This is a genomic window from Streptomyces sp. NPDC058758 (assembly GCF_042746075.1).
Classification (GTDB): domain Bacteria; phylum Actinomycetota; class Actinomycetes; order Streptomycetales; family Streptomycetaceae; genus Streptomyces.
Genome location: NZ_JBHYPS010000033.1, coordinates 41629 through 57215 on the forward strand (window position 1 = coordinate 41629; position 15587 = coordinate 57215).

The window sequence follows — 15587 nt, forward strand, 5'->3', positions numbered from 1 at the left end:
GCGGGTCAGACCTCCACGAGCAGCGACTCGAAGCCGCGGATCACGTAACCGGGTCTCCGGACGGGGTCCGCGGCGAGCCGCAGCCCGGGCGCCCGCCGCAGCAGCGCGTCGAAGACGGCGGCGAGTTCGAGGCGGGCCAGCGGGGCGCCGAGGCAGTAGTGGACGCCCGCGCCGAAGGTGACGTGGGGGTTGTCGGCGCGGGTCAGGTCCAGCGCGTCCGCCGTGGGGCCGAAGCGGGCCGGGTCGCGGTTGGCGGAACCGAGGAGGAGGGCGACCTCCGAGCCCCGGGGGATGACGGTCCCGCCGACCTCGACGTCGTCGAGGACCCAGCGCTCGAACAGGTGCAGCGGGGTGTCGTACCGCAGGAGTTCGTCCACGGCGGTGGACAGCTCCGGCGCGGGGAGCGCCGCCCACGCCCCGTGCCGCAGCAGCGTCCACACCCCGCCCACCGTCGTGTTGACGGTCGCCTCGTGACCGGCATTGAGCAGCAGCACGCAGGTGGAGACCATCTCCTGCTCGGTCAGCTCCTCCACCGCGATCAGCGCCGAGACCAGGTCGTCGCCCGGCTCGGCCCGCCGCCGGGCGATCAGCTCCCGCAGGTAGCCGGAGAACTCGATCGAGGCCCGCACGGCCGCCCGGGCCGTCTCCTCGGAGGGGTTCAGCTCGAACATCCCGCAGATCGCCGCCGACCAGGGCCGCAGCATGGCCCGCTCCTCGTCCCCCTCAGGGACGCCCAGCATCGCGGCGATGACCGCGACCGGCAGAGGTTCGGCGACCGCCGCCTGGAGGTCGCCGCCGCCCGCCGCGACCAGCTGCCCCACCAGGCCGTCCGCCAGCCCCCGTACCGTCGGCGCCAGCCGCTCCACCGTCCTCGGGGTGAACGCCTTCGACACCAGCCGCCGGATGCGGGTGTGGTCGGCGCCCTCCAGGTCGAGCAGCCCGTGGTCGTTGAGGGTGTGGAAGGGCTCGTGGCGGGGGTCCGGCGCCTCGCGGCCGAACTCCTCGTGGGTGAAGCGGTGGGTGTACGTACGCCCCAGGCGCCGGTCCCGCAGCAGCGCCGACACGTCCTCGTGGCGCGGGATCAGCCACTGCCCGGTGGGCCCGTACCAGTGGACGGGCCCGGCGGCGCGCAGTTCCGCGTAGGCCGGGTAGGGGTCGGCGACGAACTCGGGGGACCAGGGGTCGAAGGCGGCGACGGCGTCCATGCCCGGACGCTACCCCCGCTCCCCCGGCTCAGCGACCGACCCGCACCAGCCGTGCCTCGTACGCGAAGACCGCCGCCTGCGTCCGGTCGCGCAGGCCCAGCTTCACCAGGATCCGGCTGACGTGGGTCTTGATGGTCGACTCGGCGACGACGAGGTGGCCGGCGATCTCCTGGTTCGACAGGCCCTGGGCGATGAGGACCAGCACCTCCGTCTCGCGCTCGGTCAGTTCGCCGACCCGGTCGACGGCGGGCGCCCTCGGCGCGGTGTCGGCGGACTTCGCGAACTCGGTGATGAGCCGCCGCGTGACGGTCGGCGCGAGCAGCGCCTCGCCGGCGGCGACGACCCGGACGCCCTCGGCGAGCTGCCGGGCGGAGGCGTCCTTGAGGAGGAACCCGGAGGCCCCGGCGCGCAGCGCCTGGTAGACGTACTCGTCGAGGTCGAAGGTGGTGAGGACCAGCACCTTGGCGTCCGCGTCGGCGGCGACGATCTCGCGGGTGGCGTCGATGCCGTTCAGCTCGGGCATCCGGATGTCCATGAGGACGACGTCGGGACGGAGGGCGGCGACCTGGGCGACCGCCTCCCGGCCGTTGACGGCCTCGCCGACGACCTCGATGTCCGGCATCGCGCCGAGCAGCACCGAGAAGCCCTCGCGGACCATGATCTGGTCGTCGACGATCAGTACCCTGATCACTGGTCGGCCCCCTCGCGCTGGACGGGGACGAAGACGGCGACCTCGTAGCCGCCGTCGTCGGTCGGTCCGTCGGTCATCTCCCCGCCGAGCATCGTGACACGTTCCCGCATGCCGGTGATGCCGTGGCCGGCGCCGGTCGAGAGGGGCGGGCGCAGCCCTCCTTCAGCGGCGGCGGCCGGGTGACGGGTGGGCTTGACCAGGCCGCGCGCCGGACCGTTGGCGATCCGCAGCCCGAGGCCGCCGAGCACGTGGCTGACCTCCACCTTCGCGTCGGCCCCGGGCGCGTGCCGCAGCACGTTGGACAGGGCCTCCTGGACGATCCGGTACGCGGAGAGCTCCACGCCCTGCGGCAGCTCGCGCACCGCGCCGGTCACCGCCATGGAGACGTCGAGCCCGGCCTCCCGGACGTTGTCGACCAGCCCGTGCAGATCGGCGAGGGTCGGCTGCGGGGCGTCGGGGGCCTCGTAGTCCTCGGCGCGGACGACGCCGAGGATGCGGCGCAGCTCGGTGAGGGCGGCCACCGCGTTCTCCCGGATGGTGCGGAAGGCCTGCTCCAGCTCGGGCGGCGGGTTCTCGACCCGGTAGGGCGCGGCCTCGGCCTGGATGGCGACCACCGACATGTGGTGGGCGACGACGTCGTGCAGCTCCCGGGCGATGGTCGTCCGCTCTTCGAGGAGGGTCCGCCTGGAGCGTTCGACGGCGGTGACGGTCTGCTGGGCGGTGACCTCCCGGTCCGCCTGGCGGCGGATCTGGACGACGGCGATCACCAGCAGGAAGAGCGCGGAGAAGAAGAGCATCTCGGCGCCGTTGGAGCCGTACCCCGAGGACATGCCCAGGAAGAAGGAGGTGAAGGCGGCGTACGCGGCGGTGATCACCCACATCCACGCGGCGGCCCTGGGCCCGGTCCGCAGGGCGACGATCACCATGACGAAGAGGTGGGCGGCGAAGGAGTTCGGGGCCCAGGGCCAGCCGTCGTAGCCGCTCAGATAGGCGACGAAGGGGGTCGACCCGATCGAGAGCCAGAAGGCCGACGCCGGCCGGATCAGGGTCAGGAGCACGGCGGCGACGGGCGTCAGGCAGGAGACGAAGGCGACCGGGCCGCTGCCGCCGGCGTTCTCGAAGCCGAGGAGGAAGGTCACCAGGGCGAGGAAGCCGACCGCCGCGTGCGGGAGCCGCCCGGCGTACGGGCGTATCCGCCGGGGCAGGAAGCGCAGGGCGGGGCTGTCCGGCGCGAGCGGGGGCAGCGGGCGGTAGGCGAGGGCGTCGCCGGCGAGGTCCGCGCGGAGACCGCCGAGCGCGTCCAGCGTCATGCGGAGTTCGGGGCTGCGGCTGCCCGTGCCGGGGGTCTGTGTCGGGTTCACGCCGACCACCGTACGGAACGGCCCGGGACGGCCGCGTCCCGCTGGATGCGGATCCCGGGCCGTCCCCCTTGAGTACTACGCGCCGGTCAGGACGTCTTGGGCCAGACGTAGAGGGTGCCGCTGGCGGTGTCCTCCGCGTCGCCCTCGCTGATGTGGTCGATCGTCGCCATGGCGACGGCGCCCTCGGTCGTCACGGAGCAGATGGCGGCGCCGACGACGAAGCCGGCCTGCTCGATCGTCTTGGACTGGTTCAGGTTCAGCGGGGGCAGGCCGGTGTTCGAGACCTTCCGGCACTGCTCCGCCGTGTGCGGCTCGCCGGCCCGCAGCAGGCCCACCCGGGTGTTGGGGACGCCCCGCAGGCGGTAGTCGGCGTAGCCCGTGCAGTCCTCCGGCCAGTAGTGGAGCTCGGCCCCGCCGGGCTCCCCGATCTTTCCGTCGTCCTCCTTCTCGACGCGGCTCAGGCCCGTGTCGAGGTCGATCAGCTGCTGCTCGTAGTTGGTGCAGGGCGCGGGGGTGAGGCCCCACGAGGACTCGCGCGCCGGGCCGTGCCCCCGGGGAGGGGCCAGGTCCACCCGGGTCGTCGACGCGCCGGACCCGGTGGGGCGGGGACTGTCGGGCGGGTCGAGCGGCGGCACCGTGCTCTCGTCGCCGGAGGCGGAGTCGGAACCGGAGGCGGAGGCGGACGTGGTCGGTTCCACCGGCTCTTCGGAGGAGGCCGGATCCAGGGGACCCGGGGAACCCGAGGGATCGGAGGAATCCGGGGAATCGGGGGAGGACGAGGAGGACGAGGGCGGGGCGGCCGCCGGGGACGTGCCGTCGCGGTCCATGCCCACGACCAGGCTGGCCACGATGCCCAGCAGGGGCAGGGCGATCCCCGCCACCCACCACGCCCACCGGGGCTGCTCCGGCCGGGGCGGGCCCGGCGGCGGCTGCGGAGGCGGGTAGGCGCCCGCGTGCTGCGGAGCAGACGCGGAGGGCGCGTGCTGCGGAGCAGACGCGGAGGGCGCGTGCTGCGGAGCCGGGGCGGAGGGCGCGTGCTGCGGAGGAGGCGCGGAGGGCGGGTGCTGCGGAGGAGGCGGAGGCGTCGCCCCCGTCTGGTCGTCGGTCCCCATGAGCCCCTACTCCCCCTGCCGTCACGTCAGTTGACCCACACAGAGAATATCCGCAGCCGCCGACGGCGGTTCGGGAAAAAGAACCCGGCGAGGCCGCCGGGTCCCCTCAGAAGGCGAGCTGCGCGAGCTCCTCCGCGACCACCGCGCACGCGTCGGCCGCCGGGTCGATCAGCGGGAAGTGGCCGACGTCCTCCAGGAGCGTGAGGCCGACCGTCTCGCCGGCCTTCGCCGCCGCCTCCACGAAGGCGTCGGCGACCTCGGCGGGGACGGTGAGGTCCGCGCGGCCCTGGACGAGGGCGGTGGCGATGCCGGTGGGCAGCAGCCGTGCCGGGTCGGTGGCCGCGGCCCGCTCCTCGTACGCCCCGCGCGCCTCCTCGCCGCCGAGCAGCTGGGTCACCGCGCCTCCGCACACGTCGAGTTCGCGGGCCCGGTCGAAGTGGCCGATCGGGGCGAGGGCGACGACCCCGCGCAGCGCGGGCGGGGCGGGCAGCCGCCACGGGGAGCCCGCGGGCAGCACGTGCCGGGCGGCGGCCCACAGGGCGAGCTGGCCGCCGGCCGAGTGCCCGGTGAGGACCGTGCGGTGCGGGTCGGCCCGCGGCAGGTGGGCGGCGGCCAGGCCGGGCAGGGCGTCGAGGGCGGCGGCCACGTCGTCGAAGGTCTCCGGCCAGCGGCCCGCGACCGGGGCCGCGCCGCCCTGGTGGGGCAGGCCGGGGCCGCGCCGGTACTCGACGCTGGCGACGGCGAAGCCGCGGCGGGCGAGGAAGTCCGCGAAGGGGCTGACGTGCAGGCGGTCGTAGGGGGCCCGCCAGGCGCCGCCGTGCAGGACGACGACGAGCGGGGCCCGTCCTTCGCCGGTCCTGGGGGCGTAGAGGTCGACGATCTGGTCGGGGTGGTCGCCGTACGCGGCGGTGGCGTCGGGGGGGACGGCCGGGTGCGAGAAGGCCGACGCCTCTTCGGCGGCATCGCGCGCGGCGGGGTCCGGCATGGGGGTTCCAACCTCTCGGTGACGGGGCCGAATCGGCCTGACCTGCGGGGACCGTACCAGGGTCACGGGCCCCGCAGATCAGGTGAAGATCCGACCTGACGACCGGTCACCGGCCGTCCACCGTCGGTGAGTCGGCTACTCTCCGGCGGGCGATCCGGCCAGCACGTCGGCGAGGACGCGGGCCGCGCGCTCGGCGTCCGCGAAGCCGACGTACAGCGGGGTGAAGCCGAAGCGCAGCAGGCCGGGGCGCAGGTCGCCGACGATCCCCCGCCGGATCAGCTCGGGCATCACGGTGGGCGCGTCCGCGCAGGCCAGCGCCACCTGGCTGCCGCGCTCGCCGTGCGCCTCCGGGGTGATCGGGGTGACCCGGCCCTCGGGGACGTACGCCCGCACGCACTCCAGGAAGAAGTCCGTGAGGGCGAGGGACTTGGCGCGGACGGACTCGATCGCGACCCCGTCCCACACGTCGAGCGCTGCCTCCAGGGCCAGCATGGACAGGATGTCCGGGGTGCCGACGCGGCCCCGGACGGCGCCGTCGGCGGCCCGGTAGCCGGACTCCATGCCGAAGGGGTCGGCGTGCGAGGTCCAGCCGGGCAGCGGCGAGTCGAAGCGGCCCTGGTGGCGCTCGGCGACGTACACGTACGCGGGCGAACCGGGGCCGCCGTTGAGGTACTTGTAGGTGCAGCCGACCGCGAGGTCGACGCCGTGCGCGTCGAGTCCGACGGGCAGGGCGCCGGCGCTGTGGCACAGGTCCCAGACGGCCAGCGCGCCCGCCGCGTGGAGGGCGGCGGTGGTGCCGGGCAGGTCGTGCAGCCGGCCGGTGCGGTAGTCGACGTGGTTGACGAGCGCGAGGGCCGTCCGGTCGCCGGCCGCGGCGGGGATGTCGGCCGGGTCGAGGGGCACGATCCGGTGACCGGTCATCCGGGCTGCGGACGCGGCGATGTACCCGTCCGTGGGAAAGGTCGACGCGTCCACCAGGATCTCGTCGCGTCCCTCCCCGGCGATCCGGGCCGCCGCGACGACCGCCTTGAAGACGTTCACGCTGGTCGAGTCGCCGACCACGATCTGCCCGGCGGCGGCGCCGACGAGCGGGGCGATCCGGTCGCCGATCCGTTCCGGGGCGGTCCACCAGCCCGACTCGTCCCAGGAGCGGATCCGCAGCTCGCCCCACTCGCGGCCGATGACGTCGGCCATCCGGGCGGGGACGTGCGCGGGCAGCGCGCCGAGCGAGTTGCCGTCGAGGTAGACGGTGGCGTCGTCGAGGGCGAACTTGGCGCGGTGGCCGGCGAGCGGGTCGGCGGCGTCGAGGCGCTTGGCCTCCTGCTGGAGGTCAGACATGGCTGCGCGCCGTCCACAGCTCGGGGAAGACGTTCTTCTGGGCGCGCTTCTCCAGCCAGGCCACGCCCGCGGAGCCGCCGGTGCCGGTCTTGGACCCCATCGCGCGGCGGGTCGCCACCAGGTGGTCGTTGCGCCAGCGCCAGACCAGTTCGGCGACGTCGCTGAGCGCCTCGCCGAGGCGGACCAGTTCGGCGTTGCCGTCGGCCTCGGGCTCCGCGTAGAGCGCCGTCCAGACGGCCTCGACCTGCGGCGAGGGCTCGTACCGCTGCGCCAGGTCGCGGCCGAGGACGGAGGCGGGCACGGGCAGGCCGCGGCGGGCGAGGAAGCCGAGCGCCTCGTCGTACAGGCTCGGCTCGTGCAGCGCCTTCTCCAGCTCGGCGTGGACGCGGGGCGCGCCCCGGTGCGGGACGAGCATGGACGCCGACTTCTCGCCGAGCAGGAACTCCATGCGCCGGTACATCGCCGACTGGAAGCCGGAGCCCTCGCCGAGCGCGCCGCGGTAGGCGTTGAACTGGGCGGGGGTGAGCTGGGAGAGCGGGCGCCAGGAGTGGTTGAGCGCCTCCAGCTCGCGCACCGAGCGCTTGAGCGCGTCGATCGCGACCGGCAGGCGGTCCTCGCGCAGGGCGCGGCTCGCGGTCTCCCACTCGTGCACGATCACCGTGAACCAGAGTTCCATGACCTGGGTGGTGACCAGGAAGACCATCTCGCCGGGGTCGTCCGAGCGGAGGTGCTGGAGGTGGGTGAGGACGTCCGCCTGGACGTAGTCCTCGTAGGGCGTCGTCCCCGCGAAGTCGAGGTTCGGGGCGTCGACGGCCGGTCCGGATCCGGTGGCGTCCGGAGGGGGGGTGGATGACATTGCTGTCTCCTCGGTACGGGCTACCGGGTAGCGGTCCGCTCCACCGCGGGCACGCTGCGGTGCGCCGCGGGAGCTCCGGTCCCCTCGGGAGGCGCGCTTCCTCGCGCGCGTCCCACGCGCATCATGACACGATCGGACCGGTGATGTAGATCCCGTCTTCGCTGTACGGAAATTCGTTCGAAAGACAGCCGTTGAGGCCCTTGATCTGCTGCATCATCGCGGGCGCCGGCTTCCCCGGTCCCCCGCAGCCCATGTGCTGCCGGATGCCGATCTCGTGCCCGACCTCGTGGTTGATGATCAGGTGCCGGTAACGCTCCGGCGGCCCGGCGAAGGTCGGCGAGCCCAGCATCCAGCGCTTGAGGTTCACCACGACGCCGTCGGTGGTCTCGCAATTCAGCTCGCCGTGCGTGTTGAGGCCCTGCCGGGCGCAGAGCGCGTCGGCGGTGTCGGGGGTGGCGATCCGGATCACGAAGTCGGCGTTCGACGCGACCAGCTGGAAGCGGCCCCGGCCGTGGGCCGCCCAGCTCTGCGGGTGGGCGAGGATCGCCTCGATCTCCTCGGCGGTCCCGCGCGCCGACAGGTCGACGCCCTCCTCGATCTGCACCCGGTAGCGGCGGAGCGTGCCGCTGGTACCGGTGATCCGTCCGGAGGCGGTGGCGGTGGTGAAGGTGCCGGGACCGGACCGCGGCACGGTCGGGGGCTTCTTCTTCGTCGCGGTCGGCTTCGGCGACGGCGTCGGCTTGGGCTTCGGCTTCTTGCTCGGGGTGGGCTTCGGCGTCGGGTCGGGCTCCGGCGGGGCCGAGGCCGGGGGCGACGCGGTCAGCGGGGCGCGGGCGGCGGGGTCGGCGGAGTCCTGGAGGCTCTGGAAGTGGGCGAGCGCCACGCCCGCGCCGAGCGAGACGCCCATCAGCACCAGGGTCGACAGGACGAGCCGGCCGCGGCGCGTGACACGCGTTCCCCCGCGGCGGCTCCGCCCGCTATGTCGGTTCTGGCGGCGCCGGTCGGCCGCCCCCCGCTTGCCCATGACAGTTCCCCCCTGTTCAGGCCGGTCCGGGGATCGTACCGGCCGGGGAGCGGCACCCGGCCCGGGGCCTCGACGGCCCCCGGGCGCCGGGGGGGCGGGCCGGGCCCCGGCGCGTCCGGGCGCCGAGGGGGCGGCCGGCCCGGGACCCCGACGCCTCCGGGGCCCCGGGGCGGCGGCCGGCCCGGGGCCCGGCGGTCAGCCCAGGGTCGCGGCGGCCGTCTCCGAGGAGTCCCGCAGGAAGGTCGTGCACCGCTCGTACTCGTCCTGCTCGCCGATCTCCCCGGCGGCCCGCGCCAGCGCGTGCAGCGCCCTCAGGAAGCCGCGGTTCGGCTCGTGCTCCCACGGCACCGGGCCGTGCCCCTTCCACCCGTTGCGGCGCAGCGCGTCCAGCGCCCGGTGGTAGCCGGTGCGGGCGTAGGCGTACGACTCCACCACGCGGCCCGCCTCGAAGGCGTCGTCCGCGAGCTGCGCCCAGGCGAGCGAGGAGGTCGGGTACTTCGCGGCGACGTCGGCGGGCGCGGTGCCCTGCGCGAGCGCCTCGCGGGGACCGGGGTCGTCGGGCAGCAGGGTGGGCGCGGGCCCGCCCAGCAGATTCTCATGCGTAACCATCCCCCCAGTCTGCCCCAGGGCCCCGCGGGGCGGGCGTCACGGGGGGCCGGGATCCAGGGGCGGGGCGGAGACCGCGCAGTGCGTCCTGCACGTGGGATGGCAGGCGGGCGGGCGGGGGGCGCGCAGGGTGGCCCAGGCGAGGCCGGCGCCCAGGAGCAGCACCGCCGCGCACATCGGCATCGCCTTCCCGAACGTCTCGTCGAACTCCGCCGGCGAGCGGTACGCCTCCGGCCCCATCCCCGTCAGCAGCGGCAGCGCCGCCACCGCGACCAGCCCCGCCGCCCGGGCCGCCGCGTTGTTGATGCCGCTGGCGAGCCCGGCCCGGGAGACGTCGACGGAGGCGAGCACGGTCGCGGTCAGGGGCGCGACCAGCACGGTCATGCCGAGGCCCAGCACGACCAGGGCCGGCAGCACGTCGCGCACGTACGAGGCGTCCGCCCCGACCCGCAGCATCAGCAGCATCCCGGCCGCGCACAGCAGCGGCCCGACGGTCAGCGGGACGCGCGGCCCGATCCGCTCGCCCAGCTCGCCGGACTTCGCGGAAAGCAGCAGCATCAGCACGGTGGTCGGCAGCAGCGCCGTCCCGGCGGCGAGGGCGGAGTAGCCCGAGACCACCTGGAGCTGGAGCGCGGCGAGGAAGAAGAAGCCGCCGAAGGCCGCGTACACGCAGAGCGTCACGAGGTTCACCGCCGTGAAGAGGCGGGACCGGAAGATCGACGGCGGCACCATCGCCCGCTCGCCCCGCCGCCGCTCCACCCCCACGAAACCGGCCCCGGCCAGCAGGCCCGCCGCCCCCGCCCACCACACCGCGTCGATCAGCGCGTACGTCACGAGGGCGAGCGCCGCCGCGCCGAGCACCGCCCCGAGCACGTCGAAGCGGCGGCCGCGCGCCGCCTCGTCGCGGGACTCGGGGACGTGCCGCAGCGCGACCGGCACGCAGAGCGCGGCGAGCGGCACGTTCAGGAGGAAGACCCACCGCCAGCCGGGCCCGTCGACGAGCCAGCCGCCGACGAACGGCCCGACCGCCGCCCCGACGCCGCCGAAGCCGGACCACAGGCCGACCGCCCGAGCCCGGTCGTCCGGGTGGAAGCTCGCCTGGATCAGCGCGAGCGACCCGGGGGTGAGCAGCGCCCCGCCGACGCCCTGGAGGGCGCGGGCGGCGACGAGCACGCCGGCGTTCGGGGCGAGCCCGCACAGCAGCGAGGCGAGGGCGAACCAGACCACGCCGACGACGAAGACCCGCCGGCGGCCGTACCGGTCGCCGAGCGAGCCGCCGAGCAGGATGAGCCCGGCCAGCGTCAGCATGTACGCGTTCACGGTCCACTGGAGGACGGCGAGGTCGGCGCCGAGGTCCTCGCCGATGTGCGGCAGCGCGACGTTGACGACGGTCGAGTCGAGCAGGGCCATCCCGGAGCCGAGGACGGTGGTGAGGACGATCCGCCGTCCGGTCCGGGAGGCCATCCGCACCTCGGGGCCGGCCGTGCTCATGCCTGCATGGTCCCCCGGGCCCGGCTCCCCCGCCTCCCCGGCGGCGGGCTCAGCGGGTCCGCAGCCGTCCCGCCGCCGCGACCAGGGCGTCGACGCCCCGCTCGGCCTTGGACCGGGGGCAGCCGACGTTGAGCCGGACGAAGCCGGGGGTGCCGTACGTCCCGCCGGGCATGATGGCGACCTTCTCGGTGCGGATCAGCTCCTCCTGGAGCCGGTCCTCGTCGATGCCGAGCGGCCGGAGGTCGATCCAGGCGAGGTAGCCGGCCTGCGGCGGGGTCCAGTCGACTCCCGGGAGGCCCGCGCGGAGCCGTTCCCCGACCATCGCCATCGTCCCGGCGACGTAGTCGCGCAGCCCGTCGAGCCAGGGCGCGCCGTGCCGGTAGGCGGCGACGTGGGCGGTGAGCGAGAGGACGGCCGGGGAGGCGAGGCCCTCGGCGGTCTCCATCCGCCGCAGGAACTCCGCGCGCTCGGCGGGGTCGCCGACGATGCCGTACGAGCCGGAGAGGGCCGGGAAGTTGAAGGCCTTGGTCCCCGAGGTGATCAGGGCCCAGCCGCAGCCCGGGCCGGGCTCCGCGATCCGGCTCCACGGGACGTGGCGGTGGCCGTCGGCGGTCAGGTCGGCGTGGATCTCGTCGCTGACCACGGTCGCGCCGTGCCGCCGGGCCAGCTCCCGGAAGCCGGTCAGCTCCTCCTCGGTCCACACCCGGCCGGTCGGGTTGTGCGGGGAGCAGAGCAGCAGCATCCGGCTGTCCGGGCGGGCCAGCTCCCGCTCCAGCGCCTCGCCGTCCCCGACCGGGACCCCGCGCAGCTCGCGCCCGAGGCCGGTGACGGCCTTGCGGAAGCCGTCGTACGTGGGGGTGTGGACGACGACGCCGTCGCCGGGCTCCGTCCACATCTGGAGCAGCTGGGAGAGCTGGCTGAGCACCGAGGGCGCGTACACGAGGGCGTCGGTGTCGATCGCGGTGTCGTACCGGCTCGCGTACCAGTGGCGTATCGCCTCCCGGAAGCCGCCGTCGCCGCCGAGCCGCCAGTCGGTGTAGCCGAAGACGCCGTGGGCGACCCGCTCGCGCAGCGCGTCGAGGACCACGGGCGGGGAGGCGAAGTCCATGTCGGAGATGGTGAAGGGCAGCAGGCCGGGGACGCCGAAGCGGTCCGCGACGCCGTCCCACTGGACCGACCAGGTGCCCGTCCGGTCCCGCGTCTCGTCGAAGTCGTACATCGATCCCTACCTCCAGGTACGCGAAGGGCCCGGCACCCTCCGTGGATGCCGGGCCCCTCGGTCACGGCTTACTTCAGCTTCTTGCCGGCCGAGCGCAGCGCCTCGCACGCCTCGGTGACGCGCTTGGCCATGCCCGCCTCGGCGAGCTTGCCCCAGGTCCGCGGGTCGTAGGTGGACTTGGTGCCGACCTCGCCGTCGACCTTCAGGACGCCGTCGTAGTTGCGGAACATGTGGTCCACGACCGGACGGGTGAAGGCGTACTGGGTGTCGGTGTCGAGGTTCATCTTCACCACGCCGTTCTCGATGGCGGTGGCGATCTCCTCGGCGGTCGAGCCCGAGCCGCCGTGGAAGACGAAGTCGAACGGGGAGGCCTGGCCGAACTTCTCGGCGACGCCGGCCTGGAGGTCCTTGAGGAGCTCCGGGCGCAGGACGACGTTGCCCGGCTTGTAGACGCCGTGCACGTTGCCGAAGGAGGCGGCGAGCAGGTAGCGGCCCTTCTCGCCCAGGCCCAGGGCCTCGGCGGTGCGGATCGCGTCGTCGACGGTGGTGTACAGCTCGTCGTTGATCTCGTGGCTGACGCCGTCCTCCTCGCCGCCGGTCGGGGTGATCTCGACCTCGAGGATGATCTTGGCGGCGGCGGCCTTCGCGAGCAGCTCCTGGGCGATGGCCAGGTTGTCGGCGAGGGTCTCGGCGGAGCCGTCCCACATGTGCGACTGGAAGAGCGGGTTCTCGCCGCGCGCGACGCGCTCGGCGGAGACCTCCAGGAGCGGGCGGACGTAGCCGTCCAGCTTGTCCTTCGGGCAGTGGTCCGTGTGCAGCGCGACCGTGACGTCGTACTTCGCGGCGACGATGTGGGCGAACTCGGCCAGGGCGACGGCGCCCGTGACCATGTCCTTGCTGTACTGGCCGCCCAGGAACTCGGCGCCACCGGTCGAGATCTGGATGATGCCGTCGCTCTGGGCCTCGGCGAACCCGCGCAGCGCCGCGTGGAGGGTCTGGGAGGAGGTCACGTTGATGGCCGGGTAGGCGAACTTGCCAGCCTTCGCCCGGTCGAGCATCTCGGCGTAGACCTCGGGGGTTGCGATGGGCATTCGTCCGCTCCTTGTGATGTGCGGGTGTGCGTTGCTGTATCCCTGACCTAGGGCGACGTCATCGTCGGTGCCATCTTTCCAGACTCTTGTACGGGCTCCCACGGGCACCGCGCGCCGAAGGGCGGGGTGTTTCACGTGAAACACCCCGCCCTTCGGTAAAAGCGCAGGTCAGAACCGTATGTGCCGGGGTCCGGGACCTAAGTCACGACTTCGCGGCGGTTACGCCGGTCCCCGCCGGCCTCAGGCGAGGCCGAGGTCCGTCAGCTGGTAGCCGGTCAGGTACGGCAGGCCCGCGTCGGCGATCGCGCCGGCCGCGCCCCGGTCCACGATCGTGGCGACGGCGACGACCTCGCCGCCGGCCTCGCGGACGGCCTCGACGGCCGTCAGCGGGGAACCGCCGGTGGTCGAGGTGTCCTCGACCACCAGGCAGCGGCGGCCCTTCACGTCCGTGCCCTCGATCCGGCGCTGCATGCCGTGCGCCTTCTGCGCCTTGCGCACGACGAAGGCGTCGAGGCGCTGTCCGCGCGCGGCGGAGGCGTGCAGCATCGAGGTGGCGACCGGGTCGGCGCCCAGGGTGAGGCCGCCGACGCAGTCGAAGTCCAGGTCCGCGGTCAGGTCGAGCATGACCTGACCCACGAGCGGCGCGGCCTCGCCGTCCAGCGTGATCCGGCGAAGGTCGATGTAGTAGTCGGCTTCCAGACCCGAGGAGAGGGTCACCTTGCCGTGCACCACGGCCTTGTCCTTGATCTGCCGGAGCAGTTCAGCGCGTACGTCAGTCATGCCCCCGAGCTTAAGGGCGCCGGGGTCAGAGCCGCCGCCAGGCCCAGACGCTCTCGACCTCCAAGGGGTCGATGGGGGTGACCAGGCGCGGGTGGGTGTTGAGGCCGTTCGGCGGGCCGGACTGCGGCTCGACACAGACGGCGTCCTCCGGCTCGTCGTAGATCACCACCCACGCGGCGCGGCTGGTCACCTCGAGCTCCAGCTCGCCCGGCCAGGTGAGGGTGACGTCCACGCCGTCGGGCATGCCGAAGCAGTCGTCCCAGGGGCCGGGGAGGGGGGCGATGCGGCGGCCGGTGGGCAGGTGGTTCCCGCCGCGCTCCTCCTGCCAGGCGGGGGTGAAGCCGATCGTCACGTCCTCGCCGCCCCGGCCGAGGTTCCGCAGGAACCAGGGGTGCCAGCCGGCCTGCGCCGGGAAGGAGTCGTCGTACGCCTCCACGCCGAACCGCAGCGTCAGCCGGTCCTCGGCCAGTTCGAGGACCTGGGTGACCCGGCCCTTGTACGGCCACGGGTCGTCGAGCTCGCAGGTGAGGACGGCCTCGGTGGCGGAGGACCGGGCGAGCGTCCAGGCCCGGTCGCGGACGGTGCCGTGGATGGCGTGCGGGGCGGCGTTGACGGGCAGCCGGTGGGTGGTGGCCCCGTCGCGGAACCGGCCGTTCTCGGTCCGGCCGCACCAGGGCACCATCGGGAAGCTGCCGTAGCGCTCGCCCTGCTTCAGGACCTCGGTGCCGGCGATGCGCAGGCTCTCGATCCGGCCGCCGTGCTCGGGGTTGATGGTCAGCTCGGCGTCGCCCGCCGTCAGTCGCGTCAGGTTGCTCACGCCCCGACCCTAAGTCCTGGGACCCACGGGATTGGACCGTTTCAACGCCGACTTTCGGGGCCGTCGTGCGGCGCCGCCGCGCGGGCGGGCCCTCAGCGGCGCCGGCGCAGCGCCCGGGTGACGATCACCGCGGAGGCGAGGGCGAGGGCGGCGGCGGGGGCGACCCAGCGGAGGGTGGCGCCCGCACCGCCCTGCTCGGGGGCGGGCACGGGGGCGTACCGTCCGCGCGGCGGCGCGTGGTCGACCTCCTCGGCGCTCCGGCCGATCATCGTCCGCCGTGCGTGGGCGGCCTCGGCGGCGGGCTTCGCGGCGGGGAACTCCGGGGGCGCGGCGGGGCCGGGGACCGAGTCCTCCTCGAAGTCCGGTCCGCCGTCGAAGGCCCCGGTCCCGAAGGCGGTCCGCCCCTCGGGGCCGGCGTCCGCCGCGGAACCGGCGGCATCGGCGGCATCGGCGGAACCGGCGGCCTCACCGGTCCCGCCCGCCGCCCCGGCGGAATCCGTGGAATCCCTGGAGCCCGTGGAATCCGCCGCCCTCGCCGCGAGCGCGGCGGCGGCCTCCACGAAGGCGTCGAGGAGTCGGTCGCGGGCGGCGGTCCGGGCCTCCTCGGGCTCCTCGGCGAGCCGGCCGGTGGCGGTGAGGGCGCCGGTGAAACCGAGTCCGGTGCCTTCCGCCGCCGGGGTGAGGACGACGGTCAGGGAGACCTCGACGACGCCCTTGCCGCGGGCCTCGGTGCCCTCGCCCTCGTAGGTGATGGCGCCGTCCCGTTCGACGATCCGCAGACCGCCCCGGTAGGTGATGGTGTGGCCGCCGACCCGGAGCCGGAACCGGCCGACGAGGTCCTCGCCCGCCTCGGACGCCGCCTCCGAGGCGTCGCGCTGGAGGCCGGGGACGCAGCGCGCCACCCGCGCCGGGTCGGTGAGGGCGGCCCGCAGGGCCTCGGCCGGGACCGGGACGAACACCTCATGCTCCATGGGAGCCGAGCCTACTCAGCGGGGCGCCCGGCGTCGCCCG

General features: G+C 74.6%; 15 protein-coding genes. All 15 read right to left on the bottom strand.

What is annotated here, in order from left to right; all coding sequences use genetic code 11:
* Positions 1 to 5: 5 nt before the first annotated feature.
* The 15 genes from ACFW6A_RS29820 to ACFW6A_RS29890 all read right to left on the bottom strand — a co-directional run bounded on the left by ACFW6A_RS29820 (position 6) and on the right by ACFW6A_RS29890 (position 15547).
* Positions 6 to 1205, bottom strand: a complete 1200-nt coding sequence (locus tag ACFW6A_RS29820; protein ID WP_351843829.1) for a cytochrome P450 — start codon at positions 1203 to 1205, stop codon at positions 6 to 8.
* 28 nt (positions 1206 to 1233) lie between these two features.
* Positions 1234 to 1896, bottom strand: a complete 663-nt coding sequence (locus tag ACFW6A_RS29825) for a response regulator transcription factor (protein WP_351843826.1) — start codon at positions 1894 to 1896, stop codon at positions 1234 to 1236.
* Positions 1893 to 3206: a histidine kinase gene (locus ACFW6A_RS29830; RefSeq protein WP_351843973.1), complete on the bottom strand. Its 1314-nt coding sequence runs from the start codon at positions 3204 to 3206 to the stop codon at positions 1893 to 1895. The genes ACFW6A_RS29825 and ACFW6A_RS29830 overlap by 4 nt, the downstream gene beginning before the upstream one ends.
* A gap of 137 nt (positions 3207 to 3343) precedes the next feature.
* Complete coding sequence (locus ACFW6A_RS29835; protein ID WP_386480872.1) at positions 3344 to 4138, bottom strand: hypothetical protein; 795 nt, start codon at positions 4136 to 4138, stop codon at positions 3344 to 3346.
* Positions 4139 to 4475: 337 nt separating this feature from the next.
* Positions 4476 to 5354, bottom strand: a complete 879-nt coding sequence (locus ACFW6A_RS29840) for an alpha/beta hydrolase family protein (protein WP_386644307.1) — start codon at positions 5352 to 5354, stop codon at positions 4476 to 4478.
* A gap of 135 nt (positions 5355 to 5489) precedes the next feature.
* Positions 5490 to 6692, bottom strand: coding sequence for a kynureninase (gene kynU / locus ACFW6A_RS29845; RefSeq protein WP_386480875.1), 1203 nt, complete (start codon positions 6690 to 6692; stop codon positions 5490 to 5492).
* Positions 6685 to 7548 carry a tryptophan 2,3-dioxygenase family protein gene (locus ACFW6A_RS29850; protein ID WP_351843816.1) on the bottom strand — a complete coding sequence of 288 codons (864 nt, stop codon included), beginning with the start codon at positions 7546 to 7548 and terminating at the stop codon, positions 6685 to 6687. Before ACFW6A_RS29850 ends, kynU begins: the two co-directional genes overlap by 8 nt.
* Positions 7549 to 7669: 121 nt before the next feature.
* Complete coding sequence (locus ACFW6A_RS29855) at positions 7670 to 8572, bottom strand: DUF3152 domain-containing protein (RefSeq protein ID WP_386644311.1); 903 nt, start codon at positions 8570 to 8572, stop codon at positions 7670 to 7672.
* Between the two features lie 195 nt (positions 8573 to 8767).
* Positions 8768 to 9181 carry a DUF3151 domain-containing protein gene (locus ACFW6A_RS29860; protein ID WP_351843812.1) on the bottom strand — a complete coding sequence of 138 codons (414 nt, stop codon included), beginning with the start codon at positions 9179 to 9181 and terminating at the stop codon, positions 8768 to 8770.
* 36 nt (positions 9182 to 9217) lie between these two features.
* Positions 9218 to 10669 (bottom strand): MFS transporter, encoded by a 1452-nt coding sequence (locus ACFW6A_RS29865; protein WP_351843810.1) that lies wholly within the window; start codon positions 10667 to 10669, stop codon positions 9218 to 9220.
* 49 nt (positions 10670 to 10718) lie between these two features.
* Positions 10719 to 11888, bottom strand: coding sequence for a MalY/PatB family protein (locus ACFW6A_RS29870; protein ID WP_351843808.1), 1170 nt, complete (start codon positions 11886 to 11888; stop codon positions 10719 to 10721).
* Between the two features lie 68 nt (positions 11889 to 11956).
* Positions 11957 to 12979 carry a class II fructose-bisphosphate aldolase gene (gene fbaA, locus ACFW6A_RS29875; protein WP_351843806.1) on the bottom strand — a complete coding sequence of 341 codons (1023 nt, stop codon included), beginning with the start codon at positions 12977 to 12979 and terminating at the stop codon, positions 11957 to 11959.
* A 240-nt stretch (positions 12980 to 13219) separates the two neighbouring features.
* A complete protein-coding gene (gene pyrE / locus ACFW6A_RS29880; protein WP_386480883.1) occupies positions 13220 to 13759 on the bottom strand; it encodes an orotate phosphoribosyltransferase in 540 nt (179 codons plus the stop codon).
* Between the two features lie 25 nt (positions 13760 to 13784).
* Positions 13785 to 14576, bottom strand: a complete 792-nt coding sequence (locus tag ACFW6A_RS29885) for an aldose 1-epimerase (protein ID WP_351843801.1) — start codon at positions 14574 to 14576, stop codon at positions 13785 to 13787.
* A 92-nt stretch (positions 14577 to 14668) separates the two neighbouring features.
* The gene (locus ACFW6A_RS29890; protein WP_351843799.1) at positions 14669 to 15547 is read right to left on the bottom strand and encodes an SRPBCC family protein; all 879 of its coding nucleotides are present in this window, start codon (positions 15545 to 15547) and stop codon (positions 14669 to 14671) included.
* Between the last annotated feature and the right edge of the window lie 40 nt (positions 15548 to 15587).

Excerpts from the sequence above, each read along its gene's own strand:
- ACFW6A_RS29820 (WP_351843829.1), bottom strand. The coding sequence starts at position 1,205 with ATGGACGCCGTCGCCGCCTTCGACCCCTGGTCCCCCGAGTTCGTCGCC.
- ACFW6A_RS29830 (WP_351843973.1), bottom strand. The coding sequence starts at position 3,206 with ATGACGCTGGACGCGCTCGGCGGTCTCCGCGCGGACCTCGCCGGCGAC.
- ACFW6A_RS29840 (WP_386644307.1), bottom strand. The coding sequence starts at position 5,354 with ATGCCGGACCCCGCCGCGCGCGATGCCGCCGAAGAGGCGTCGGCCTTC.
- kynU (WP_386480875.1), bottom strand. The coding sequence starts at position 6,692 with ATGTCTGACCTCCAGCAGGAGGCCAAGCGCCTCGACGCCGCCGACCCG.
- ACFW6A_RS29850 (WP_351843816.1), bottom strand. The coding sequence starts at position 7,548 with ATGTCATCCACCCCCCCTCCGGACGCCACCGGATCCGGACCGGCCGTC.
- ACFW6A_RS29855 (WP_386644311.1), bottom strand. The coding sequence starts at position 8,572 with ATGGGCAAGCGGGGGGCGGCCGACCGGCGCCGCCAGAACCGACATAGC.
- ACFW6A_RS29860 (WP_351843812.1), bottom strand. The coding sequence starts at position 9,181 with ATGGTTACGCATGAGAATCTGCTGGGCGGGCCCGCGCCCACCCTGCTG.
- ACFW6A_RS29865 (WP_351843810.1), bottom strand. The coding sequence starts at position 10,669 with ATGAGCACGGCCGGCCCCGAGGTGCGGATGGCCTCCCGGACCGGACGG.
- ACFW6A_RS29870 (WP_351843808.1), bottom strand. The coding sequence starts at position 11,888 with ATGTACGACTTCGACGAGACGCGGGACCGGACGGGCACCTGGTCGGTC.
- fbaA (WP_351843806.1), bottom strand. The coding sequence starts at position 12,979 with ATGCCCATCGCAACCCCCGAGGTCTACGCCGAGATGCTCGACCGGGCG.
- pyrE (WP_386480883.1), bottom strand. The coding sequence starts at position 13,759 with ATGACTGACGTACGCGCTGAACTGCTCCGGCAGATCAAGGACAAGGCC.
- ACFW6A_RS29890 (WP_351843799.1), bottom strand. The coding sequence starts at position 15,547 with ATGGAGCATGAGGTGTTCGTCCCGGTCCCGGCCGAGGCCCTGCGGGCC.